The sequence below is a fragment of the Enterococcus sp. AZ188 genome, assembly GCF_050544075.1.
Lineage (GTDB): Bacteria > Bacillota > Bacilli > Lactobacillales > Enterococcaceae > Enterococcus_D > Enterococcus_D entomosocium.
Map to the genome: position 1 here is coordinate 3315032 of NZ_CP172943.1, position 23431 is coordinate 3338462.

Here is a 23431-nt window from a genome sequence, read left to right on the forward strand (position 1 = left end):
CTGCTTTTTTGCTGTCGCTTCTGCTAGTTTGGCTCTGTTTTTGAAGCAAAAACCACTTTGATTCCAAAGTGATCGCTGACGATCGGAGTACGCGTTCCGTCAAAAACGACTTCATATTCCGTTGCTTGCAGGTCATTAGATGCAAAAACATAATCGATCCGCAATGCTTCTCGATTGTCTTGCCAACCATCAATGGCTTTAACGACAGAGGCTTCACCAATCGTTTCGGTAGCCGTTAAAAAGCTGTCTTGCAGCTGTAAGGAGCTGTCAAGGACGAGTTGATGACCAGAACTGGCCGCATCGTTGTTGAAATCTCCTAGAATCAATAAGGTATCTGCCCGTTCTGCTAAAAATGCTTCTGTCTGTTGCCACTCGTAGGCAAATTTACCGTCTTGCCACCAAGAAAAGTGACAGCTAACGACTTGTACGATCTGCCCATCGGCTTCAGTCACGCCGCTCAGGTTTTTGCGCGTGGTATGATCCCAGACATCCGTGGCTTGTGAAGCAAGATATTCTTTGGCAATGATGGGCTGTTTGGACAATAAGGCATTGCCTTCGTGGTAAATGTCATAGCCTACGTGACTGTAGGTCCATGACCAATAGTAGTCACAGTCTAACAGTTGCAGTTCTTCCACTAGGCGTAAAGCAAAATTGTCCTCCTTGATTTCCACCAGCGTATCTGTCGGGCAATAAAGCCCATCAGGAACGATGGTTTGAGCAGCGATCGTTTGGTTGACTTCTTGCAAGGCGATGATGTCATAGTCGCCTGTTGCAATCTCTTGTGCGATCATTTTGCATTTTTCTAGCTGATTTTCTTCTAACCAGCTATGGGTGTTCAATGTTAATACCTTCATGAATAAGGCTCCTTCTCTCGGTTTGCTTGTACGATTCCTTTTAAAAATAAAAGAGAGCGGGTCAACAAAAGAGTCGACCCGCTTGTCATTTTATTATAGTTTTACGATTCCAACAACTGCGGCTGCTTGTTGCTTGCCGATTTGGGTCAATTCAAAGGAATCGATTTGATCGCTGTTGGTCAACACTACAACGATGGTGGTGTCTTTGCCAGCAGCACTTACTGCAGCGAGATCCATCTCCGCTAACTTGTCACCGACCGCCACTTGTTGTCCTTCAGTGACAGCTACCGTAAAGGGGGCACCGTTTAAGTCAACGGTATCTAAGCCCATGTGAACCAATACTTCGATGCCTTCATCAGAAAGCAAGCCGATCGCATGTTTCGTTGGGAAGATGTTGGTGACTTTCCCGCTGATTGGTGCGACAACTGTCGTCTGCTCTGGACGCACGCCATAACCGTCACCCATCATTTTTTCCGCAAACACTTGGTCTTTGACAGAGGTGATCGGCATCACTTCTCCAGTGGCAACGGCAGCTAGTTCAGCTGTCACGCCTTGGCTTTGATGGGTAGTGGTTTCAGCTGGTGCTTGACTAGCAGTCGGTTCGGGAATCGTGACACCAGAATCTAAGATATCTTGAATGTCTGATTTTAAGACATCTGCTTTCGGTCCATAGACTGCTTGCACGCCATTGTCTTTTACGATCAAGCCTAACGCCCCTGCGGCTTTCCACGCTTTTTCATCGCCGACCGCTTCTCGATTTTTCACAGAGACCCGTAAACGAGTCATACATGCATCAACGTCGGCGATATTTTCACGTCCACCTAATAAATGAATGATTTTCACGACTTGTGAATCTGGGTTCAAGTTGCCATCCGCCGAAGCAGTTGCTGGCGCATCGCTGGCCCCTTCTGTTTCATAGTTGCCGTTTCTACCTGGTGTTGCAAAGTTGAATTTTTTGATCAAGAAGTTTGCCAAGAAATACATCCCGACACCAAAAACGATGGTCACTAACACAAAGTTGATCAAATCTTGTCCTAAGCCGGCATTGATCGCCATTGGGGTACGGGTCAACAACTCGATATTCCCAAAAGAATGGACCCGTAAGTTGACGATATCTGCCATCGCAAATGCCGCCCCTTGTACGACTGCATAAACGATGTAAAGCGGTACGGCAGCAAACATAAACATGAACTCCAACGGTTCTGTTACCCCTGTCAAGAAGACAGCGATAGCAGCTGATAAATACATAGAGGTATATTTGTGCCGTTTGTCCGCATCGACATTGCGATACATGGCATAAGACAAGCCCATCAAGATCCCAGATGAACCAATCATTTGTCCAACTTTAAAGCGGGCAGGAACAAAGTTTTCCAATAAAAATTGATATTGTGACGTATCGCCAGCATTGCGCATGTTCACTAGATCCGTTGCCCAAGCAAGCCATAATGGGTCTTGTCCAAAGACTTGGGTGCCGGCTTGTGCGCCAGAAAGAATCGTGTAAGTTCCACCTAATTCGGTGTAATTGATCGGGATCGTCAACATGTGATGCAGCCCGAATGGTAAGAGCAGCCGCTCCAAGGTTCCAAACAAGAACGGTGCTAAAACGGGCGCACTTTCTTGTGATTGCGCGATCCATAAACCGAAGTTGTTGATGCCTGCCTGAATATAGGGCCAAACGATCGATAACACTAATGCGACGACTACTGAACGAGCAATCACTACGAAAGGCACGAAGCGTTTGCCGTTAAAGAAGGAAAGCGCATCCGGTAATTTGCGGAAATTATAGTATTTGTTGTAAGCTGTTGCCCCCACAAAACCTGCGATGATCCCGACAAAGACGCCCATGTTCAAAGCAGGTGCTTCTAATACACTAGTAAAGAAACCGTCGATCATGATCTTTGTCCCAAACAACGTATGGGTAAAGGCGCCTTCTTCGGTTAACATCGCGCTCGTCACGCCAAAGATCGAACCAGTGATCCGGTTGATCAAAATAAAGGCGATCCCGGCAGCAAATGCCCCACCAGCTCGCTCTTTAGCCCAACTACCACCAATAGCTAATGCAAATAATAAATGCAAGTTACCAATAATTGCCCAACCAATGTTTTCAATGACGCCTCCTGTGGTGATCAAGAATGCCCAGTCGGCATTGATCATTGGGATCGTTTTCCCAATACTGATCATCAAACCAGCGGCTGGCATAACAGCGACAACCACCATTAGCGCTTTTCCGAATTTTTGCCAAAATTCGAAGCTCAATAATTTTTTCATCTTCCTTCTTCCTTCCCTGAATCGATTTACGCAATCGGTTTCTTAATAATTTCATTCTAACGGAGAAAAAAGATTTTGTAAACCCAGAAATATCAAAAGGGATTCTATTCGCTTTTCCACCTTTATATAACTGAATCTTTCTTTCTCGATGTTTCCTAATAGGAAATTCTTTAAACGCAACAATTTTCACTTGACGATGCAATCGTTTGCGCTTATGATAGAGATATCAAAAAGATTCTGGAGGGACTTTCATGAAAAAAATCCAACGATTGTTCGAGATCGATCCATGGAAAATCGCGACATCTACCTTAGATAAAGAAAATCGTCGACTGCAAGAGTCGCTAACAAGCATCGGGAATGGCTACATGGGAATGCGCGGCAACTTTGAAGAACAATACAGCGGCGATCATCACTTAGGTACCTATATCGCAGGTGTCTGGTACCCAGACAAAACCCGTGTTGGCTGGTGGAAAAACGGCTATCCTGACTATTTTGGCAAAGTGATCAATGCGGTCAACTTTATTGCAATGGACCTATTTGTCAATGACCAATTAGTCGACTTAGCAAAAATCAGCCCAAGTGATTTCCGTTTAGAACTAGACATGGAAACCGGGATTTTACGCCGCAACTTTACTGTCACTTTGGCAGGTGCAACGGTTAAATTCTCTTTTGAACGCTTCTTGAGCATCGTAAAACGTGAACTTGCCCTCATTAAGATGGATGCTGAGATCATTGAAGGCGACGCTGAGATTAAAGTCGTTTCTAAACTAGATAACAACGTCCATAACGAAGACAGCAACTACGACGAACGTTTCTGGGAAGAATTAGATCATGGCCAAACCGAAACCTTCCATTACTTGACCACTCGGACTGTAGAAAATAATTTTGACATTGAACGCTTCACTGTCACTTCTGCTATGCGTCATAGCCAAACACCGACTGATTCCGTGAAAAGCGAACTTTGCGTCGCTGATACCTTTGCCTTTTCTGGGGCAGCCGGTGACACCTTCTCATTGATCAAAGAAGTCTTGATCATTACGAGTCGTGATGTTCCCGCTCATGATCATCCAGCAAAAGTCACCGAATTAGGCACTTTATACAAAGCAGATTATGATGCGTTGCGTGCAGAACAAGTCGCTGCTTGGAAAGCCCGCTGGGATTTAGCCGATGTGATCATTGAAGGCGATGCTGCGGCGCAACAGGGGATTCGTTTCAACCTGTTCCAATTGTTCTCAACCTATTATGGTGAAGACGAGCGTCTGAACATTGGACCGAAAGGCTTTACTGGTGAAAAATATGGCGGTGCGACTTACTGGGATACCGAAGCCTATGCAGTCCCATTGTATTTGGCATTAGCAAAACCAGAAGTGACCCGCAACTTGTTGAAATACCGTCACAACCAATTGCCGCAAGCCCATATCAATGCACAAAAACAAGGCTTAGCAGGTGCCCTTTACCCAATGGTGACCTTCACTGGGATCGAATGCCACAATGAGTGGGAGATCACTTTCGAAGAAATCCACCGAAATGGTGCCATCGCTTATGCCATCTACAACTATACGAATTATACTGGCGATACAAGTTACCTGAAAAAAGAAGGATTAGAAGTGTTAAGCGCGATTTCACGTTTCTGGGCAGATCGTGTCCACTATTCAAAACGTCAGCAAAAATACATGATCCATGGCGTCACTGGACCAAACGAATACGAAAACAATATCAATAACAACTGGTACACCAATAAAATGGCTACTTGGGTCTTAGCTTATACCTTAGCCAGCTATGAAGCCTTCAAAGACGAAGCGACTGTCACGATCTCTGACGAAGAGCAAGCCAAATGGCAAGACATCATCGACAATATGTACTTCCCAGAAGACCAAGAGCTTGGAGTCTTCGTCCAGCATGATACCTTCTTAGACAAAGACTTGATGCCCGTTTCCGATCTTGATCCAAAACATTTGCCGTTGAACCAAAATTGGTCGTGGGATCATATCTTGCGCTCTTGCTTTATCAAGCAAGCCGATGTTTTGCAAGGGATCTACTTCTTCGGCGATCAATTCAGCAAAGAAGAAAAACAACGGAACTTTGATTTCTATGAGCCGATGACAGTGCATGAATCTTCCCTTTCTCCAAGTATCCATGCGATTTTAGCAGCGGAATTAGGCATGGAAGAAAAAGCGTTGGAAATGTATGAGCGGACTGCTCGTCTTGATTTGGACAATTACAACAATGATACCGATGATGGCTTGCACATCACTTCTATGACCGGCAGCTGGTTAGCGATCGTTCAAGGCTTTGCTCAAATGAAAACCGATCACGACCACTTAGGGTTTGCGCCATTCTTACCTAAAACGTGGAGCCGCTATGCCTTCCACATCAACTATCGTGGACGTCTGCTCTTTGTTTCCGTCAATGAGTCGACGGTGACTTTGAAAAAAATCAGCGGTGAGGCATTGCCAATCAAGGTGTATGGCAAAGACTATGTTTTAGAAGACGAAATCAGTACAGCGATTCGCTAAACAAGCCTTCTGAAAGAAGAAATGTCTGCATTTCTTCTTTCTTTTGATTGGCTCTACCCTTGTGCCGACACTTTGTGATACTATAAGCTAAAAAAGGAGGGAAATCAGTGAGCATTACGGTCAAAGATGTCGCCAAAAAGGCTGGCGTCGCTACATCCACGGTTTCTCGTGTCGTAAACGATCATCCCAGTATCTCTGAAGATACTAAGAAGAAAGTGCGCAAAGTAATGGCAGAAATGGGCTACGTCCCCAATCTTGCGGCTCGAAATCTCGGCAAACAGATATCTAGTGCCATCGGCGTGATCTTGCCGCCCCTTGATTCGAAAGAACGACTAGGAAACCCCTTTTATTTAGAAACGATCGAAGCCATCAATGAAGAGGCCCGCCATCATCAAATGACGGTTGCCGTTGCCTCCGCCCGTGACTTTGCTACATTACTAAAAAACGTGGAACGAATGCACCTGCAAAAACAAGTAGATGGCTTTATCTTGGTCTATTCCGATGAAAAAGACCCCATCATCGATTATCTGGTCGAAAAAGAAGTCCCCTTTACCTTGATTGGTCAACCATACAGCAATGAAGACAAAATCGTTTTTGTCGATAATGACAACCAGTTGTTAGGCAAGCAAGCAACCGAGCATCTGATCGCCCAAGGGCATACGAAGATTTTATTTGCTACTAATACGACCCATGAAAATCTGTATTTCGAGCGTTTCTTCGGCTACCAAAAAGCCATGATGCTGGCAAATCTCCCCTTTTATCCAGCATTGACCTTTGAAAAAGCGGAAGATTACGTCACGTTTGAAGAAACGATCAAAGAATCCCAAGCAACGGCCATCGTCGTGATCGATGATCTGTTCGCTGTGCGGATCATTCAATTAGCGACGATGTATGGCTACAAAGTCCCCGACGATTTATCCATCATCAGTTTCAACAATTCGATCTTTGCTACTTTGACACATCCGTATTTGACTAGTATCGATATCAACGTGTTGTCCTTAGGAAAAATCGCTACCGAACGGCTGATGGCGCAATTGAATCATGAAGATTCAAACGGCGTACAGCTGGTCGTACCACATAAGCTGATCAAACGAGAAACAGTCTTGAACCGCAACCAGTTGAACTGATCCGCTGTGTCTGGTCCACTTCCCCCACACGCAAAAGCACCCGCTGTCCCTAGGGATAGCGGGTGCTTTTCATATTTTTATTTATACTCTTTGCTTTCCAGGCGGAACAATGGACTCATTGGTGTATTTTCGTGAATGCGGCGAACGGCTTCCCCCATCAATTCAGCACAAGAAATGTAGTGCAGTTTTTCTGGATGGCGTTCTTCGCTGGTCCAACAAGAATCGGTGACACAAATCCTTTCAATCGCTGATTGATCCAAAATTTCTTTAGCTGGCGGCGAAAGTAAGGCGTGAGACACACAAGCATACACTTCGCTGGCACCAGCTTCCTTCAACAAGTCTGCCGCTTTTGCCAATGTATGGCCGGTATTTAAAATGTCATCAACTAAAATACATTTTTTCCCAACGACATCACCAATCACATAGCCGCCATCGGCTTCATCTTGATCGACGATCGCGATCGCTGTATCTAAGTATTCTGCCAAACTACGGGTCCGTTGGACACCGCTGTTTTTTGGTGAAACAACGACATAGTCGTCACCAGTCATTTTTTGTTCGCGATAATAATGGGCAAACAATGGGATCGTAAAGAGATTATCCACTGGGATGTCGAAAAATCCTTGAACTTGGACGGCATGCAGATCAAGCGTCAAGATCCGAGAAGCCCCTGCTTCCACCAGCATATTGGCAATCAATTTTGCAGTAATCGGCTCATGCGGGTTGGCGGTTCGGTCTTGCCGCGCATATGCGTAATAAGGCAAAACGACATTGATGGTCTTCGCACTAGCCCGTTTCATCGCATCGATCATGATCAGCAACTCTAAATAATGATCATTGACGGGTTCATTCGTCGATTGAATGATATAAATATGGTCGCCCCGCACACTTTCTTCAATATTGATGGCAATCTCTCCATCACTAAACTGTGTCACTTTTGACTTCCCTAGTTCTGTACCGAAAACTTTCGCAATGTTTTCTGCTAATGGTAAATTTCCATTTAAACTAAAAATTTTCAACGAACTATCTTTATAACTTTCGCCCATGATTGCCTCCAATGAATGTGGTTGTTTTCTTCTATTCTAGCACAAAGTGACTGTTTTTTTAACCGTCTCGTTCAAGGAAGTGTGACGGTACCGTTTACCCAACTGGCGGGAATTACTTTTTTGTAGTTGCCCCAGTTGTCATGAACTTTAAAATAGCGTTCTCCGCTGGCGGTTTCAGCGTAGGCGTAAGCCACGACCCAATGATTGCCATATGTGCTGCCTAAAGGCTTCAAAATACCGATGATCACCGGTTTGCCTTCGTCGATTCGTTTGCACGCTCGATGCCAACCGCCAACAACGGTCGCACGTCCGCGGTAAGGCAATTGGAATTGATCGAAAAACCGAGTCAAACCATGACTGACTTGCCAAGCGATCGTCGGCAACCCATGAGGCTGAATCAGCACACGCAGCATTTCCGTCACTACTGTCAGATCCCGCTGTTTTTTTCGGCGAAACGCTTTCGGGATGATCGTTTCATCGATGTAATCTTGATAGTAGGCCAAAAAGACGGCTGCCGCATAGGTGCCGCATAAATACCCTGAAGGAGTGACCCACTGCTTATACGGACGAAACCGCTCTTCGGCGATCCCTTTCCACTCTACTTGTTCCATCTCGTTCACCTGCCTTTTTTCTTATTATACCTTAGATTCTCCTCCTACTTGGATCAAAACCCTTTTTCGTCTAGAAAACTTTTCTTTGCGTCCTTACAGATTTTGTTTCATAATAGTAGAAAGCGAGAGGAGCGAAAGACATGACAACCTTGTTAAAAGATGATTTTTATGACTATGTAAATGGTGAGTGGCTGGAGACCGCTGTTATTCCAGCAGATAAACCCGCTACGGGTGGATTCCAAGATCTCGTTGACGGAATCGATTCCTTAATGATCGCAGAATTTGAAAATATGGCACACGATCCCCATGCTACGCCAAAAGGCCGCATGAAGGATGCTGTGGCTTTTTACCGCTTAGCCAGCGATTTTGCCCAACGAGAGGCAGCTGGCGCTACTGAAGCAAATGCACTATTAGCAAAAATCGAAGCGTTGCGTTCTTATGAGGAATTGAATCAGCAACTGGCAAGTTTCGTTTTAGAGGGCATTGCCTTGCCTTTCCAACTGGATGTCGATGCAGACATGAAAAATGCGCAAATGAATACTTTGTCGGTCTATCCGCCTGCTACTATTTTGCCGGATAAAACCTATTACACAGAAAATCCCCAAGCAGGCGAAATGCTGCAAGTCTACTTTGAGATGGCCGTCAACGTTTTAGTTGCTTACGGAAAAGACCAAGCAGAAGCGGAATCGTTGGTAGAGCAAGCGATCGCATTTGATAAATTGATCGCCCCTCACGTCCGCAGTGCGGAAGAAAGTGCGGATTATAGTAAAAACTACAATCCTCGCTCCTTGGAGGAATTTGCAAAGCAAGCTAGCAAGATCGATTTTACACAACTCTTGACAGCCCTTTTACCAGGTACACCAGAAGAGCTGATCATAACGGAACCCGCTTACTTTGAAGCCTTTGACATTATTGTTTCTGATAGCCATTTTGAACTCTTGAAAGGCTGGATGATCGTCAACCAAAGCTTGCGCTATACTAGCTATCTGAGTGAAGAATTGCGTCAGTTAGGCGGAACCTACAGTCGCTACTTATCAGGGATCGATGAAGCGGCTCCCCAACAAAAAGCGGCTTATTACTTAACGATGGGTCATTTTAGTCAAGTGATCGGTGATTATTATGGACGCAAGTACTTTGGGGAAATGGCGAAAAAAGACGTCAAACACATGGTGGAAACAATGATTGCTGTCTACCAAGATCGTTTGCGCAACAACACGTGGTTAAGTGAAGAAACCCGCCAAAAAGCGATCATCAAATTGAATCGTTTAGGCATCCATGTCGGGTACCCTGATCAAGTTCCTGCTATTTATGATCAATTGCATACCGATGAAGAGAAAAGTCTGCTGGCAAATGCCCTGCATTTCAATCGTTTGTTCCGAGAAGATGGCTTCAAAAAATGGCAGCAGCCCGTGGATCGCGAGGAATGGGAAATGTCCGCCGCTACCGTGAATGCCTACTATCACCCATTTAAGAACGTGATCGTTTTCCCAGCAGCAATCTTACAAGCGCCCTTTTATAGTTTGGAGCAATCCACCAGCGCAAATTATGGGGGGATCGGCGCGGTCATTGCTCATGAGATCTCCCACGCCTTTGACAACAACGGGGCAAAATTTGATGAATATGGTAATTTAAACAATTGGTGGACAGAAGAAGATCTGGCCCACTTTGAACGCTTAGCTCAAGCGATGATCGACGAGTTTGATGGCCTGCCCTTTGCCGGCGGTACCATCAACGGAACATTGACTGTTTCTGAAAACATCGCCGATGCAGGCGGACTAAGCTGTGCGCTAGAAGCAGCGCAAAAAGAAAGCGATGTTTCTTTAACAGACTTCTTCACCAATTGGGCGAAGATTTGGCGTACAAAAGCCAAAGAACAATACCAACAGCTCTTACTGGCGATCGATGTCCACGGACCAGCTAAACTACGGGCCAATATCCAAGTCCAAAATATCGATGAATTTTATACAACCTTTGATATCAAACCTGGTGACCCTATGTATCGTGCACCAGAAGATCGTGTGCAGATCTGGTAAACAAAAGCGCAAGCAGATTTTTCTGCTTGCGCTTTTTCTTCGCCAATTGTTTATTTCTGTAAAGCTTTTTTCATCATACTGATCACAGAATCAAATTGGGAATGCTCATTGACGACTTGATCGGCTTTTTGCCGATTGGGGCGGTCTTTTAGAAAGTCGAAGATTTGGTTTTTATTCTGGATGCCTAATTTAGCCATAAACTCATCCAAGTTCTGAAAATCCGTATACTTTTGTAAGAAGTCATTGTTCAACAACGCCTTCACATCAAGATCCCCTTTTTGATACGCTTGATAAAGGCTAGTCAGTTCACTGAAACTGAAATTTGCTTTTAATTGATCCATCCATCCCATTTATGCTTCCTCCTTCGCAGAAATGATTTTCGCACCAAGGGTATTTTCAAAATGGCGTAGTGCCCATTCATGTCCGACCGCGTCAAAGCTAGCAACGGTATCTGCATCGATCACCAGTTGGTAGCCTAAATTATAGGCATCCACTGCTGTATGCAAGACGCAGATGTCGGTACAAACACCGGTCAGGTACAATTCCGTAATCCCTCTTTCCCGGAGTCGGATGTCCAAGTCGGTACCACTAAACGCTGAGTAATGGCGCTTGTCGATCCAATAGACATTTGGCGCATCCTGATAGTTTTCATAAAGCGGGGCTAAACAACCATAAAGATGTCGCCCCGCACTGCCCGCAAGATTGTGGGGTGGGAACAAGCGGTTTTCAGGATGATAGTTGTCTGTTTCCTCATGACGATCAATGGCAAAAACGACATACTCACCGGCTTCGATAAAGGCTTGCGTCCGAGCCACTAAGGCAGCTTCAATCGCTTGCCCAGCAGCACCCGTCGTCAATCGTCCCTCATCTGCAACAAAATCAAACGTATAATCAATGGATAGTAATGCTCTCATGCTTCCTTCCTCCTCTTACGGATCGGCTCTCCTGTTTTTTAAGTTACTTTAATGTTTCAACGAATGCCAAGACCATTTCAGCGGAACGCTTGCCAGCTTCTAAGATAAACTCATCAAAAGAGACGGTTGCTGCGTGGTCGGCGGTGTCGCTAATCGCGCGCACGATTAAGAAAGGAATATTGAATTGCTGCGCAGTCTGTGCGATCGCGGCTCCTTCCATCTCACAAGCCAAGGCATCTGGAAAATGTCCTAAAATCTCCTGTACTTTTTGCGGGTCATGAATGAAGCTGTCACCAGTAACGATCAGTCCCTTTTTCACGGTATGATGGGTCGCTTCTGCGGCTTTTGTCATCTCACTGATCAAATAGCGGCTGGCTTCATAATACAAAGGCATCCCACCAGGCAACTGGCCATATTCATAACCAAAGCCCGTCACATCGACATCAAAATAGGCCACTTTATCTGAGATCACTAAATCCCCTACTTGTAAACCGGCACCGATCCCACCAGCTGATCCAGTATTGATCACCATATTGACCCCGTATTGTTGGATCAGTAAACTAGTGGTGATCGATGCCAGAACTTTACCAATACCTGAACGAACGACGATCACTTCATGATTGCCGATACTTCCTGAAATAAATAGTGCGCCGCCGCGTTCCCAAGAAAGCGGTGAAATCAACTGTTCCCGCAACGCCTTGATTTCTTCCTCCATTGCACCAATAATACCAATTTTCATGTGTTTGCCTCCTGCTTCTCGTTTATTTTTCATCCTTTAAAATGAAAAACAACAGAAATTCCCACGTATCTACTGACGTGTTTTTTCTCCTTTCATGATAAACTAGTTTTGACGAAACGAACAGTTTTTTGTCATTATCAAAGGAGGCACTTATGTCTGAAATTTTCAACGCCATGGCAGCAAAATACGATACCCCTGAACGGATCGCGTTAGCACAATTAGTCACCCAAACCCTTGAACCTTATTTTAAAGACAACCAGCACCAAACTCTGATCGATATCGGCGGCGGTACCGGCCTAGTAAGTCTGCCCTTAGCAGCTTATGTCCAGCACTTAGCCATCTGGGATACTGCCCCTGGCATGATCGAGGTTTCTGAAAAAAAAATCAACCAACTGCAGCTGGCCAATGCTTCTGCAACTGTCCACGATCTGCTGCAAGAATCCTTACAAGCAAAAGCAGACGCTGTGCTGCTATCCCTCGTCTTGCTGCATATTCCTGACACAGCCGCTATGATGGAAAAACTATACGCCTTGCTGCAGCCAGGAGGAACCCTTTACCTAGTGGATTTCCTCAAAAATCCCGCCGTGTCTCACCCGCTGGTTCATAATGGGTTTGACCCTGCTGCATTGACTCAACTGACAGAGGCGATTGGGTTTACCGACACTTCCTTTACCGTTTTTCATGAAGCGGATCATTTGTTCATGAATCAGCCAGCGGCCATGTTTTTAGCTATTTTGAAAAAGCCGACCGAATAACAAAAAAGCCGCACTTGCAGAAGATGCAGGGGCGGCTTTTTCTTAGTACTAGATGAATCACAACAAAAAGATCGCCAAACCGACGACGACTAACAATAAAGTGACGATCACAATGGCTTTCATTAAAAAACGGTTCAGATCCCGAGATTTCTGGTTCTCACCGGCACGGGTCTTCGTGATTTCTTTGTTTTTCTTGCGCACTTTTCGGTAGTGGTTATCAATTTGTTTTTCTTTTTGTTTCCATTCTTTCTTGCTTTGCTTTTCTACGATTTGCTGATTACGTTCAGACGCCGCTTGTTCTTCTTCGCGTCGGCGTCGAAGTTCACTGCGGGTGATCAATGGTTCTTTAGGCAAGTCCGTTCCTCCGTTTCAATTCCAGCAACTCCCAAAATTGGATCGCAAACACGGTCTTCGCATCACAGATCGTTCCATCAGCGATAGCGGCTTGTGCTTGCTCTAAGCTCAATTCATAGACTTCCAGCACTTCGTCTTCGTCTTGCGGTAAGGGATTTGCCACTTTTTCCAGCTCTTTCGCATAATAGACGTGCAAGATTTCATTCGCAAATCCTGGTGAAAGGTACATAGAAGAAACATGCTCTAGCGTTTTTGCGCGATAGCCAGTCTCTTCTTCCAATTCCCGGGCGCCAGTCAAATCTGGACGTGCGCCTTCTCCTGGATCGATTTTGCCTGCTGGTATCTCTAAAATCACTCGCTCTAATGGCTTTCTGAATTGGCGAACGAACAGCATTTTGTTCTCACTCGTCAAGGCGATCACGGCCACCCCACCTGGGTGGAAGACTAGTTCGCGTTTACTGGTTCCACCATTGGGCAAGGAGACATCATCAACCACCACATCAATGATTTTGCCATGGAAAATTTCATTCCGTTGGATCGTTTTTTCTTCAAAATCTTTAAATTCTAACATCTATCGACACCTAACTTTCCTCATACGTCTTATCTATCAAACACTTTAGCATAATTTAGAAAAAATATCTTCTTAAGAAATAGCAAGAAAGCTTATGAATTTACTAAAAATCGGAAAATCCACCCCAAGTCTGATATTTTTCTTTTAGTGAACATGCTAAAATAAAGATGTCGAATAACCCAATCTACTTGTCCAAGAGATTTTTAGGAGGAGGAAAAATGAAAAAAAACATCTGGCTGATCGTTGGTGCGATCGTCCTCATCAGTATTATTTTTAACGTAGTAGGCGATTCATTTGCGAGCCTATTATTAATCGTCGGTGCGATTTTAGTCTACGTCGGTATCAGAGGACGTAAAGTTCCGGCAGCGGATCCACAAGTTTTGCCTTCTTTAACGAGAGAACGAGAAGCCCATTACTTGAAAAGCGGAATGACTGCTCGTGAGATCGAATTGTTCCGTGAAACGATGAATCAGACGAAACACCAAATCGATAAATACCAAAAAAATATCACTAGCAATAACAAGTTAAAAGCCATTGACTTGCGTCACGATGCCTTGCGTGCCTCAAAAGCTCTTTTCAAAGAACTCGTAAAAGAACCAACTAAACTGCCTTTGGCAAGTCATTTCCTTTATACCCACTTGCCCAATATGGTCGATTTGACCGATAAGTTCATTGAAATCAATAGCCATGAGATCAAAAGTCGTGAGACCTATGATAAAATCGAAGAAAGCACACAAATTATCGAGCAAATGGCTTCCTTGATCGCCAAAGACTACTCCCAATTTGTAGCAGACGATCTTGATGACATGGATATTGAGTTATCCATTGCCAAACAAAGCATAAAACGAGATAATGAATAGGGATAGATTCTGATTGGCAACAAAAAAAGAATCTAAAAAAAAATCTAGCCCAGGCTAGATTTTTTTCGAAAGCAGACAATTATTAGGAGGAGTTATTATGAGTGACACACCAAATCAAGTAAAACCCGTAACGGATACGCTTGACGATTTATTGAACAACCCATTTTCAACCCCTGTCGACACTTTGACCACTACTCAACAAGCGGAGATCAGTCAGCTGAAAGAACAGCAAACAGCACCGCGTTTGATTGACAAATTACCGCCAGAGCGTCAAGCACAGGCCCAAGAATTAGCCAGCAAGATCGATGCAACTGACCAGCAAGCAGTCATCACCTATGGTGCAGCTGCCCAAACCAAACTTGGGGAGTTTTCCCAATCTATGTTGAACCATGTCCAAGCAGCTGATATCGGCCCTGTGGGCGACTCATTGACTGAGTTGATGTATCGCTTGCAAGAAGCTAATCCAGATGAACTGCGTGCAGGTGAAGGCAACTTATTCAAGCGGATGTTTGGTAAAGTAAAACAATCCATTTTTGAAATCACCGCTAAATACCAAAAAATCGGTGCCCAAATCGACAAGATCGCCGTCAAATTGGATAAAGAAAAAGACGGTTTGCTAAAAGACAACCTGATGTTGGAACAGTTGTATCAAAAGAACAAAGATTACTTCGATGCATTGAACATCTACATTGCCGCTGGCGAGTTGAAGATGCAAGAATTGCAAACCAAAATCATTCCTGAAGCTATGAAAAAAGCAGAAGAAACGAATGATCAAATGGACGTACAGATCGCCAACGATTACACGCAATTCCTAGATCGTTTAGACAAACGGACTCATGACTTGCGCTTGGCACGTCAAATCACGATCCAACAGGCACCGCAAATTCGCCTGATCCAAAACACGAACCAAGCGCTAGCAGAAAAAATCCAAGCTTCTGTCAATACAGCGATCCCACTATGGAAAAACCAAGTGGTCATTGCCTTGACTTTATTGCGTCAAAAAGATGCAGTTACGGCACAGCGCCAAGTTTCTGAGACCACCAATGATCTATTGAAGAAAAACTCAGAAATGTTGAAAGTTTCTGCTATTGAAACAGCGAAAGAAAACGAGCGCGGCATCGTCGACATCGAAACATTGCAAAAAACACAAAACGACCTTGTGGAAACGATCCAAGAAACATTACGGATCCAAAAAGAAGGAAAAGAAAAACGTCGTGCTGCCGAAGTGGAATTAGGTCATCTAGAAGAAGACTTGAAAGACCGCTTATTGGATTTAACTAGCAACAAGTAAATTTCACCTATCAAAAGAGGACTTCCATTCCCGGAGTCCTCTTTTTTTGAAAAAATTGATTTAAGTGAAGGCAGCAATCAAATCTCAATGAAATGAAACTTCAAAGTGATTGACGCCGTCTTGATCCACCGTCAAACTGATTTGCGCCTCCAGCATTTCTGTGATGGCTTTGGCGATGGCTAAACCTAACCCATAGCCACCGTCTTGATGGTTGCGAGAAGGATCCCCGCGGTAGAAGCGGTCAAAGACATAGGGAATTTTTTCTTCGGGGATCAGACAACCACTGTTGGAGACTTGCAATACTGTCTTTCGTTGCCGTTCGATTAGGGCCACTTTGACTGTTTCTCCAGCGGGCGTGTATTTCAAGGCATTGTCTACCAATATCATGGTCAATTGCCGCAAGGCTTGCTCATTGCTTTCAAGGCGCACCTGTTTAGAGATCTGTTCCTGATAGTGGATCCCTTTTTCCAGCGCAATCGCCTCCATGCTTTGATAAACACTTTGCACGACTTGACTGGCATCGATCACCGAACGCACCATTTCTTGCTCGGCACTTTCAAATTTGGTCAACATCAATAAGCTATTTACTAGCTCATCCATCCGTTCGGAACCTAACTGAATGTTTTCCAGCCATTTCATTTGGCTTTCCAAGGTTTCTTCTGGACTGCCAGCTAATACCTCAGCATTGACTTGAATGATCGCCAGTGGTGTTTTCAACTCATGGGAAGCGTTAGAAACAAACTCTTTTTGTTTGCGCCAAGCCAGTTCCACCGGTCGCAAGGCTCGATTGGCCACATAAAAACTAGCGATATAAATACTGGCTAAAGCTAAAACGCCGATGAGCAAAAGCGTGTTTCTTAAGTTGCTTAGACTGGTTTTGTAGTCGGTGACGTCAAAGAACAGCACTTGATAAAATGGCTCGTAATTATTGATACTGGTGGAATATTCCCCTATTGCATCGTAATCGATTGAGTATTGATTGAAAGAAGTCACTAAAAAGAGCGCATACCGCCAATTTCGACCATTCACCTTCACTTCGTTAGGAATCTCCCCTTGTTTCGCCGCTGCATCGACCAAGGCTTCATAAAGCTCGTTTTGATCGACGCTCTCATCAATACTTTGAATCACGACATCCATTTGGCTAATGTCAAGTAGAGCGATCTCTCTGAGCTCACTGGTACTATTCGTGATGGTCAACATCATTGGATACTCAGGCTCTGTCAGTGATTGCCGCACTTCCTCCTCATCCAAAGGTACCGCAGCTAGGGTGTTTGCTTCTTGCGAGATCAATGATTGGATCTCGTTTTCAATTTGGGTGGCATTCAAAATATAGATAAAGGTAAAGGCACCTAAGACAATGATTGAGATCAACGCCATATTGAACCACAGCATTTTATTTCGCAATTTTTTTAACATGGCGGCTCCTTGCTCTGCAAAATATACCCCGCATTGCGGATCGTGCGAATGCCGATATCCGCTTCAAGCAGCGTCAGTTTTTTCCGCAGCAAAGACACATAGATTTCAACGCGGTTTTCTTCCACATCGGGATCAAAGCCCCAAATTTTATTGATGATGGTTTCTTTTGATAAGATCACTTTGGGTCTAGATAAGAACAGTTCCATCAGTTTCATTTCTTTGGGTGACAACACCACTTGATTGCTAGGCGTGGCTAACTGCAGCTCATTACGATCTAAGCCCACGTTGCCAAAGGCTAACTGGTCTTCTTGATAATCCAAATCTTTTCTTCTGCCTAGCGAACGAATCCGTGCCAGCAACTCTTTCATTTGAAAGGGTTTCGTCAAGTAATCATCTGCCCCTGCATCCAAGCCGAGTACTTTGTCATCGACTTCGCTTTTGGCCGTCAACATAATGATCGGCGTGCGAATATTTTGCTTGCGTAACGTCTTTAGCAATGTGATTCCATCGATTTTGGGCAGCATGATATCCAAAACGAGAATGTCATATACACCACTCGCTGCATAATCTAATCCGGTTTCGCCGTCAAAGGCCAAATCGACGGAATAATGTTGTTTCTTCAATAAGCTGGCAACCGCTTCTGCGATCGATGGCTCATCTTCTACGAATAAGATCCGCATCGGTCAGTCCCCCTTTTACACTCATCATTTCTTTTTTCAATCACTTTTCGGTAAGCACAATCATTCCTGTAGGATCATTCCAATTGTTCTCCAATAAAACGTTCTGTTGAAACGATCCGCACGTGTTCGCTGGATTGATGAATCCACATGTGTAGCAACAATGCTACCATACCGCTTAGTAAAAACACAAACAGCTTTTTCCTAAGGTCTTGAAAATTCTCTTGATGACGCATGGGTTTCCTCCTTTTGCAGGTTGACTAAAAAAGAAAGCGACTATTCAGAATCAGATGCCGCTGGGGCTGTCTGATTGCCTAAGCTGATATCGAAGGTAATCGTATCTTCTAACGGTAAAAACTGATTGAACTTGCTCATCCCCACGATTGTCCCGTAGGGTTCTGCTGAATTGACATAACGGACTTGATAGCTGATGTTCGCCCCTTTTGAACGGAATTCATCAAAGAAGAGTTTTTGCAGATCCCCTTCAAGGATCTCGCTTCGACGGTAATCTTTGATATAAGGTTGACCTGCCGAATAGACGACTTCAATGCCTTTGTCATCTTTGCTGGTTAAGACGGTCCCGGCGGTCTCACTTTGCGAGATCAATTGTCCATAGGGCAGACTCTGAGTAAACTGCATCCGCATCCGCACAGTGACACCCTCAACAGCGGCCTGGGCATCATCTGGTAAAATCGTTGAAAAGTCTGGTACGGTGACCCCTTTCCCTAGGGAAATCGTTACTTGAAACGCATCCCGTTTCGCGATTTTTTCTTTTGGTGCCACGCTTTGTTCAATGACTTTGCCTTCTTCCACAGTATCCGAAGCCTGTTCTTTGACTTCAAGCTCCAGCTCATGGGCTTTCCCCCATGTTTCTACCTCTGCACGGGTTTTATCACTAAAGTCTGGTACTTCAATATCTTTTTCAAAGGTTTCTTCGCCTTTGGAATAAAAGACTCGTCCGACATCTCGACGATGATAGTTCTCTCGTGAGACTTCTTTATTGGTAAATTCTACTCGAATCGGTGCTTTTTCCTCGATCTCATCGTGGTATTCATCGACGATCGTCAAATTGCTTGCTTGATTTTTTTCGATCCACTCTGCTGCCTCGTCCCTCGTCATTTCCATAAAGTCTGGCAATGCCAATTTCTCTTCTGGATCAGGTCCTTGGCTCACGGTTAGATGCAGAGTGCTTCTTTTTCTGACTCGACTTCTGGCAGCTTCTGCTTGGGCGATCACTTGATTGGCTGGGGCTTCATCATAGGCTGGTGTGACATCAACCGCAAGATCATGTTCCGCTGCCCATTCTCTGACCTCTGAGATCTCTTTGTCCACAAAGTTATCCAACCGGACATACGCCAATTGGAAAAATAAAAAGCCGCTGAGTATAAAGAGTCCAAGCAAGGCAGCTAACCCTAGCAGTCGTTTTTTTCGCCGCTTCTTTTTGAAGGAGGGATCATGTTCGATCCCCTCTTCTAAAGAAGCTGAACCTTTTTCTTTTCGGGAAGCACGGGAAGAAGGTACTTCGGCTGCTGCTGATTCCTTGTCTGGCTGTTTCGGTTCTTCTTCAAACTTCGATAAAAAATCACTCATAGGCCGTCAACGCACCTTTTTTTAAGTAAAAAGTCTGATCTGACTGCTTGGCGATCTCGGTCGAATGGGTCACTACGATGATGCACTTGTTGTGGATCGCCGCTAGTTCTTTAAAAATATCCACGATTTCTTGTTCCATGCCTTCATCCAAATTCCCGGTAGGTTCATCGGCTAAAATGATATCAACGTTGGTCGCTAAAGCACGAGCGATGGCGACCCGCTGCTGTTCCCCACCGGAAAGCTGATTGACGAAACGATCGGCTTTCGTGGAATTGATGCCGATATAGTCCAGCAAACGATACGCAATTTGATCGTGCTGATCCGGGAGTTTGTTGTCTGAAATCGCCATCGAAACAAGGACGTTTTCTAAAGCCGTCAAATAAGGGATCAAGTTGTAACTTTGAAAAATCAGACTGATTTTGTTGCGGCGATATTCTTCATAACCGATCGTTTTGATATTTTTTTCTTCAAAAAACACTTCCCCATCGGTTGGCTGATCCAATGCACTGATCAAGGAAAGAAAAGTGGTCTTTCCTGAGCCTGATTTTCCTAAGATCGTGTAAAATTTGCCTTTTTCAAAGGAGATATTGGTTTTATCTAAAATTTTCCGGCGATTCTCGCCATCTTGGTAGTAATACGTCATGTCTTTTGTTTCTAAAATTGCCATGTTCATCGCTCCTTACAGCATGATTTTTTTCGGATTCAACCGTAAAATGTACAACAGCGGCACCACTGCCGAAAGCAAGATCGTCACGATCCCAGTCGCTAAAAAGGCGATCACATAAGATAAGGTATATTGAACGCGAAACGCCTCGTTGATCGTCGCTTGGTCGATTTTCGGTGCCCCCACAAAGAATTGTTCCATCCCTGCCTGGTTTGCCTCTAGCATACTGCTGGCTAACAAAGATTCAGAAACCATCTTGCCCAGCATATTCCCTGTAACCAAGGAGATCAGCATTGCACTGACACCAATCAACAGGAGTTCGATCACAATCTGTGCAAACACGTATTTCCGGCGTTCCCCTAACGAAAGGTAGATGCCTAACTCATATTTACGATCACGGGTAAACAACACAATGATCAAGGAGATAATAATCAAGGAAGCAATCACCGCAATCACTACGACATACGAGGAAATTTGTGATAAGCGATTCATACTGGTTCCCACACGGTCATACTCATCCGTAGAAGCATTGACCTTATAGCCATTTGGCAAGAGTGGTGTCACCTCTTGTTTGAATTGTTCTGCATCTTCTGGTTGATTCAAAATAAATTGCGGGGTAAAGAAATCCTCGTCAGATCCGGGGTCTGTCGCTGGAAACGCCGCTTGTCGCCCCGCACGTTCCTCTTCAACAATCGTTTTCACAGCATCATTTGGCATATAGATCCGATTGAAGGGACGATCATCAAAAGCAAACGAGCTGACTCCCCCCTCTTGTCCTTGTTCATTCGCTTTTTCTAAGCTGGTATTTTTAAAGATCCCGACGATTTCTATAGGATAATCATTGCCTTTTTGTTTCTCTGGATCTCCACCAGATGAATAATCGATAAACTGTCCATCTAATACCATGGTGTCACCAACGGTCAAGCCGTTTTCCTGAGCCACCTCTTCAGAAATCAACCCTACACGTTTTCCGGTACGCTGTTCCTCTTCTGTAAAGAAGCGTCCCTGTGTTAAATTCACCGTATCTTCTTCAAAATCCAACGGTTGTAAGAGATTGGTTCCTGTTAAATAGACCCAAGAATCCATACCTCCAGAAACCATGATATTCTCGTTTTCAACTTCTGGTCTAAAACTATAGGGTTTGAATTTATCAACAGCAATCATTGCTTCTCGCAAATAGTCATACTGTTTGACTTCCGAGCGCTCGCCAATTTGTTTGATCAGCTCCTCCGGCAGCGGCTGAATCTCCTCCATACTTGTGCCGCCCTCACTATTTGCCATCAAGGCTTCATAGTCGATATCGATCGTTGCGAGGGAACCTAATTGGTTTTTGATCTGCTTTTCGACATTTTGAGTCGACTGATTGACCGCAATTGCTCCAGCGATTACATTTCCTAAAATTAGAATAACAGCAAACAATATTGCAGATTTTCCTCGCTTTCTCGTCACACTCAGCCATGCCCGTTTCATATAATTCAATTGCCAACATCCTCTCTTTTTTCTCTAACAAAAGCATACTGGATGAACCTTTAGCGAATCTGTCATTTGGAAAATTTCTCAAAAAAAGCAGATTCATAGAGGACTTTTGATCAAGAAAGACTGTCATTGCAATGATCAGCACCAGAAATGACTACTATTTGAATAACAAAAAAAGCCTCCTAAAACGCTGCTTATAGGAAGCTCGGCTATATTTACATAAAAAAAGACAAAAACCGCATCCGGGTCTTTGCCTTTTCACAATCCTATTCGTCAATTTTCTCATTTAATTCGCTATTACGATAGCCATATACAAAATAGATCGCGATTCCGATCACTAAGGAGATCCCAAAAACGATCCAGGTCGCCGTTTGTAGACGGGTCATCAAGAAGAGACAGCTGGCAACGGACAACAAAGGCAATAACGGTACCAGTGGTACTTTGAATTCGCCTTTAGCAGGTGGGCCCATCATCTTCCGCAGCTTGATGATTCCTAAAGACATTAAGATCATATACGACAATGCCGCAATGTTGGTCAATTCTGCCAAGATATTCAATGGGAAAGCTGCCGCAAAGAAGAAAGCAAAAACACCCGCGATGTAGGTCGCTTTCTTTGGTGTTTGATGCTTTGGATCAATGGCTTGCATCGCTTTTGGCAATAACCCATCTTTACTGATGGCATATAACAGACGCGCCAAGGAGTACATCATAGCGATCGTCACTGTTAATAAGGTCAAGATCGCACCCACAGAAATGATTGATCCGACAACCCCATGACCGACATAACGCATCGCAAAAGCTACCGGATCATTGACTCCTAATTCCGCAAACGGAACGATTCCCGTCATGATCAGTGTGACAATGATATAAAGGACAGTTGCGATCGCAATGGAACCAATGATTCCTCGAGGGACATTTTTCTTGGCATCTTCGACTTCTTCCGCTGCCATTGCGACGGCATCAAAGCCAAGAAAAGCAAAGAAGACTAACGCTGCACCATTAAAGACGCCTGAAAAACCAAAGGGCATAAAGGGCTGCCAGTTGTCTGGTTCCACGAAAAAGGCACCAAAGACGATAAACAAGAGGATCACGCCGAATTTGACCCATACCATGGCATTGTTCAAACGTAACGCTTTTTTCGCTTCTTGGCTGACCCACAAGGTTACAAAAATAATGACTAAACCAGCGATCAAATCAATGTAGGTCCCCTTGCTTGGGTCATAACCGCCCGTCAACGCGGTTGGTAAATGGATATCCGCACTGGCCAAAAAGCCTTGCACATAGCCTGACCAGCCAGATGCCACCGAAGAAACGGCCAATAAGAACTCGCAAATCAAAAACCAGCCTGCCAGCCACGCGGTAAATTCACCAAAAACGACATACAGATACGAATAGGCGCCCCCTAAAACGGGGATCCGAGAAGCAAATTCCGCAAAAGAAAGCCCTGATAACACAACAACGATACCAGCTACAACAAAGGAAAGAATCAATGCCGGTCCGGCATACTCAGCAGAAGCAGTCCCTGTAACAACAAAGATACCTGTGCCGATAATGGCGCCGATCCCCAACATAATCAAATCTTTTAACTTCAACTCTTTTTTTAAATTCGTCACACTTTCCCGTTGTATGACTTTTTTTCGAAATAAATCCATAACTCCTCCTCAAAAATATA

Annotated in this window: 22 protein-coding genes; 6 read left to right on the top strand and 16 right to left on the bottom strand. The window is 44.4% G+C overall.

Features of this window, described 5'->3' with window-relative positions:
- Positions 1-23: 23 nt before the first annotated feature.
- Positions 24-854: an endonuclease/exonuclease/phosphatase family protein gene (locus IGI86_RS15220; RefSeq protein WP_074934055.1), complete on the bottom strand. Its 831-nt coding sequence runs from the start codon at positions 852-854 to the stop codon at positions 24-26.
- Positions 855-947: 93 nt separating this feature from the next.
- The gene (locus IGI86_RS15225) at positions 948-3122 is read right to left on the bottom strand and encodes a PTS transporter subunit IIBC (protein ID WP_086316620.1); all 2175 of its coding nucleotides are present in this window, start codon (positions 3120-3122) and stop codon (positions 948-950) included.
- A gap of 251 nt (positions 3123-3373) precedes the next feature.
- Between IGI86_RS15225 and IGI86_RS15230 the strand changes: the two genes are divergently transcribed.
- Positions 3374-5638, top strand: a complete 2265-nt coding sequence (locus IGI86_RS15230) for a glycoside hydrolase family 65 protein (RefSeq protein ID WP_430617518.1) — start codon at positions 3374-3376, stop codon at positions 5636-5638.
- A gap of 107 nt (positions 5639-5745) precedes the next feature.
- A complete protein-coding gene (locus tag IGI86_RS15235) occupies positions 5746-6765 on the top strand; it encodes a LacI family DNA-binding transcriptional regulator (RefSeq protein WP_005227844.1) in 1020 nt (339 codons plus the stop codon).
- A gap of 77 nt (positions 6766-6842) precedes the next feature.
- Here the strand turns inward: IGI86_RS15235 and IGI86_RS15240 are convergent, their stop codons facing one another.
- Both IGI86_RS15240 and IGI86_RS15245 read right to left on the bottom strand, forming a co-directional pair.
- Entirely contained in the window at positions 6843-7808 is a 966-nt protein-coding gene (locus IGI86_RS15240; RefSeq protein WP_005233536.1) for a ribose-phosphate diphosphokinase, read from the bottom strand.
- Positions 7809-7879: 71 nt separating this feature from the next.
- Positions 7880-8419, bottom strand: coding sequence for a C39 family peptidase (locus IGI86_RS15245; RefSeq protein ID WP_005233534.1), 540 nt, complete (start codon positions 8417-8419; stop codon positions 7880-7882).
- Between the two features lie 140 nt (positions 8420-8559).
- Between IGI86_RS15245 and IGI86_RS15250 the strand changes: the two genes are divergently transcribed.
- The gene (locus IGI86_RS15250) at positions 8560-10452 is read left to right on the top strand and encodes a M13 family metallopeptidase (protein ID WP_430617519.1); all 1893 of its coding nucleotides are present in this window, start codon (positions 8560-8562) and stop codon (positions 10450-10452) included.
- A gap of 50 nt (positions 10453-10502) precedes the next feature.
- On the opposite strand, the gene IGI86_RS15255 is transcribed toward IGI86_RS15250, so the two are convergent.
- The 3 genes from IGI86_RS15255 to IGI86_RS15265 are packed head-to-tail and all read right to left on the bottom strand — an operon-like array spanning position 10503 to position 12105.
- Positions 10503-10802, bottom strand: a complete 300-nt coding sequence (locus tag IGI86_RS15255) for a hypothetical protein (RefSeq protein ID WP_430617520.1) — start codon at positions 10800-10802, stop codon at positions 10503-10505.
- Entirely contained in the window at positions 10803-11366 is a 564-nt protein-coding gene (locus tag IGI86_RS15260; RefSeq protein WP_144331041.1) for a cysteine hydrolase family protein, read from the bottom strand.
- A 43-nt stretch (positions 11367-11409) separates the two neighbouring features.
- Positions 11410-12105, bottom strand: a complete 696-nt coding sequence (locus IGI86_RS15265) for a 5'-methylthioadenosine/adenosylhomocysteine nucleosidase (RefSeq protein WP_005227823.1) — start codon at positions 12103-12105, stop codon at positions 11410-11412.
- Positions 12106-12257: 152 nt separating this feature from the next.
- Here IGI86_RS15265 and IGI86_RS15270 point away from each other — a divergent pair, with 152 nt between their 5' ends.
- Entirely contained in the window at positions 12258-12860 is a 603-nt protein-coding gene (locus IGI86_RS15270) for a class I SAM-dependent methyltransferase (protein WP_008379308.1), read from the top strand.
- A 57-nt stretch (positions 12861-12917) separates the two neighbouring features.
- Here the strand turns inward: IGI86_RS15270 and macP are convergent, their stop codons facing one another.
- Positions 12918-13214, bottom strand: a complete 297-nt coding sequence (gene macP, locus IGI86_RS15275) for a cell wall synthase accessory phosphoprotein MacP (RefSeq protein ID WP_005233519.1) — start codon at positions 13212-13214, stop codon at positions 12918-12920.
- Positions 13207-13785: an NUDIX hydrolase gene (locus IGI86_RS15280; protein WP_008379307.1), complete on the bottom strand. Its 579-nt coding sequence runs from the start codon at positions 13783-13785 to the stop codon at positions 13207-13209. Before IGI86_RS15280 ends, macP begins: the two co-directional genes overlap by 8 nt.
- A gap of 218 nt (positions 13786-14003) precedes the next feature.
- Here IGI86_RS15280 and IGI86_RS15285 point away from each other — a divergent pair, with 218 nt between their 5' ends.
- Together IGI86_RS15285 and IGI86_RS15290 are read left to right on the top strand one after the other, a co-directional pair.
- Complete coding sequence (locus tag IGI86_RS15285; RefSeq protein WP_008379306.1) at positions 14004-14645, top strand: 5-bromo-4-chloroindolyl phosphate hydrolysis family protein; 642 nt, start codon at positions 14004-14006, stop codon at positions 14643-14645.
- 97 nt (positions 14646-14742) lie between these two features.
- Positions 14743-15936: a toxic anion resistance protein gene (locus tag IGI86_RS15290; RefSeq protein WP_005233515.1), complete on the top strand. Its 1194-nt coding sequence runs from the start codon at positions 14743-14745 to the stop codon at positions 15934-15936.
- An 84-nt stretch (positions 15937-16020) separates the two neighbouring features.
- Here the strand turns inward: IGI86_RS15290 and IGI86_RS15295 are convergent, their stop codons facing one another.
- The 7 genes from IGI86_RS15295 to IGI86_RS15325 all read right to left on the bottom strand — a co-directional run bounded on the left by IGI86_RS15295 (position 16021) and on the right by IGI86_RS15325 (position 23411).
- Positions 16021-17352, bottom strand: coding sequence for a sensor histidine kinase (locus tag IGI86_RS15295; protein ID WP_430617521.1), 1332 nt, complete (start codon positions 17350-17352; stop codon positions 16021-16023).
- Entirely contained in the window at positions 17346-18032 is a 687-nt protein-coding gene (locus IGI86_RS15300; protein WP_016612966.1) for a response regulator transcription factor, read from the bottom strand. The genes IGI86_RS15295 and IGI86_RS15300 overlap by 7 nt, the downstream gene beginning before the upstream one ends.
- 74 nt (positions 18033-18106) lie before the next feature.
- Entirely contained in the window at positions 18107-18265 is a 159-nt protein-coding gene (locus tag IGI86_RS15305; protein WP_005233508.1) for a hypothetical protein, read from the bottom strand.
- 40 nt (positions 18266-18305) lie between these two features.
- Positions 18306-19619 (bottom strand): PASTA domain-containing protein, encoded by a 1314-nt coding sequence (locus IGI86_RS15310; protein WP_061053358.1) that lies wholly within the window; start codon positions 19617-19619, stop codon positions 18306-18308.
- Complete coding sequence (locus IGI86_RS15315; RefSeq protein ID WP_008379303.1) at positions 19612-20286, bottom strand: ABC transporter ATP-binding protein; 675 nt, start codon at positions 20284-20286, stop codon at positions 19612-19614. Before IGI86_RS15315 ends, IGI86_RS15310 begins: the two co-directional genes overlap by 8 nt.
- Before the next feature lie 12 nt (positions 20287-20298).
- The gene (locus tag IGI86_RS15320) at positions 20299-21753 is read right to left on the bottom strand and encodes an ABC transporter permease (protein WP_060792591.1); all 1455 of its coding nucleotides are present in this window, start codon (positions 21751-21753) and stop codon (positions 20299-20301) included.
- Positions 21754-22025: 272 nt separating this feature from the next.
- The gene (locus IGI86_RS15325) at positions 22026-23411 is read right to left on the bottom strand and encodes an APC family permease (RefSeq protein ID WP_005233503.1); all 1386 of its coding nucleotides are present in this window, start codon (positions 23409-23411) and stop codon (positions 22026-22028) included.
- Between the last annotated feature and the right edge of the window lie 20 nt (positions 23412-23431).

Coding starts and splice junctions, on each gene's coding strand:
- IGI86_RS15270 (WP_008379308.1), top strand. CDS start 12,258: ATGTCTGAAATTTTCAACGCCATGGCAGCAAAATACGATACCCCTGAA.
- IGI86_RS15280 (WP_008379307.1), bottom strand. CDS start 13,785: ATGTTAGAATTTAAAGATTTTGAAGAAAAAACGATCCAACGGAATGAA.
- IGI86_RS15245 (WP_005233534.1), bottom strand. CDS start 8,419: ATGGAACAAGTAGAGTGGAAAGGGATCGCCGAAGAGCGGTTTCGTCCG.
- IGI86_RS15240 (WP_005233536.1), bottom strand. CDS start 7,808: ATGGGCGAAAGTTATAAAGATAGTTCGTTGAAAATTTTTAGTTTAAAT.
- IGI86_RS15265 (WP_005227823.1), bottom strand. CDS start 12,105: ATGAAAATTGGTATTATTGGTGCAATGGAGGAAGAAATCAAGGCGTTG.
- IGI86_RS15295 (WP_430617521.1), bottom strand. CDS start 17,352: ATGTTAAAAAAATTGCGAAATAAAATGCTGTGGTTCAATATGGCGTTG.
- IGI86_RS15305 (WP_005233508.1), bottom strand. CDS start 18,265: ATGCGTCATCAAGAGAATTTTCAAGACCTTAGGAAAAAGCTGTTTGTG.
- IGI86_RS15250 (WP_430617519.1), top strand. CDS start 8,560: ATGACAACCTTGTTAAAAGATGATTTTTATGACTATGTAAATGGTGAG.
- IGI86_RS15230 (WP_430617518.1), top strand. CDS start 3,374: ATGAAAAAAATCCAACGATTGTTCGAGATCGATCCATGGAAAATCGCG.
- IGI86_RS15310 (WP_061053358.1), bottom strand. CDS start 19,619: ATGAGTGATTTTTTATCGAAGTTTGAAGAAGAACCGAAACAGCCAGAC.
- IGI86_RS15315 (WP_008379303.1), bottom strand. CDS start 20,286: ATGGCAATTTTAGAAACAAAAGACATGACGTATTACTACCAAGATGGC.
- IGI86_RS15225 (WP_086316620.1), bottom strand. CDS start 3,122: ATGAAAAAATTATTGAGCTTCGAATTTTGGCAAAAATTCGGAAAAGCG.
- IGI86_RS15255 (WP_430617520.1), bottom strand. CDS start 10,802: ATGGGATGGATGGATCAATTAAAAGCAAATTTCAGTTTCAGTGAACTG.
- IGI86_RS15285 (WP_008379306.1), top strand. CDS start 14,004: ATGAAAAAAAACATCTGGCTGATCGTTGGTGCGATCGTCCTCATCAGT.
- IGI86_RS15220 (WP_074934055.1), bottom strand. CDS start 854: ATGAAGGTATTAACATTGAACACCCATAGCTGGTTAGAAGAAAATCAG.
- IGI86_RS15320 (WP_060792591.1), bottom strand. CDS start 21,753: ATGAAACGGGCATGGCTGAGTGTGACGAGAAAGCGAGGAAAATCTGCA.
- IGI86_RS15300 (WP_016612966.1), bottom strand. CDS start 18,032: ATGCGGATCTTATTCGTAGAAGATGAGCCATCGATCGCAGAAGCGGTT.
- IGI86_RS15290 (WP_005233515.1), top strand. CDS start 14,743: ATGAGTGACACACCAAATCAAGTAAAACCCGTAACGGATACGCTTGAC.
- IGI86_RS15260 (WP_144331041.1), bottom strand. CDS start 11,366: ATGAGAGCATTACTATCCATTGATTATACGTTTGATTTTGTTGCAGAT.
- IGI86_RS15325 (WP_005233503.1), bottom strand. CDS start 23,411: ATGGATTTATTTCGAAAAAAAGTCATACAACGGGAAAGTGTGACGAAT.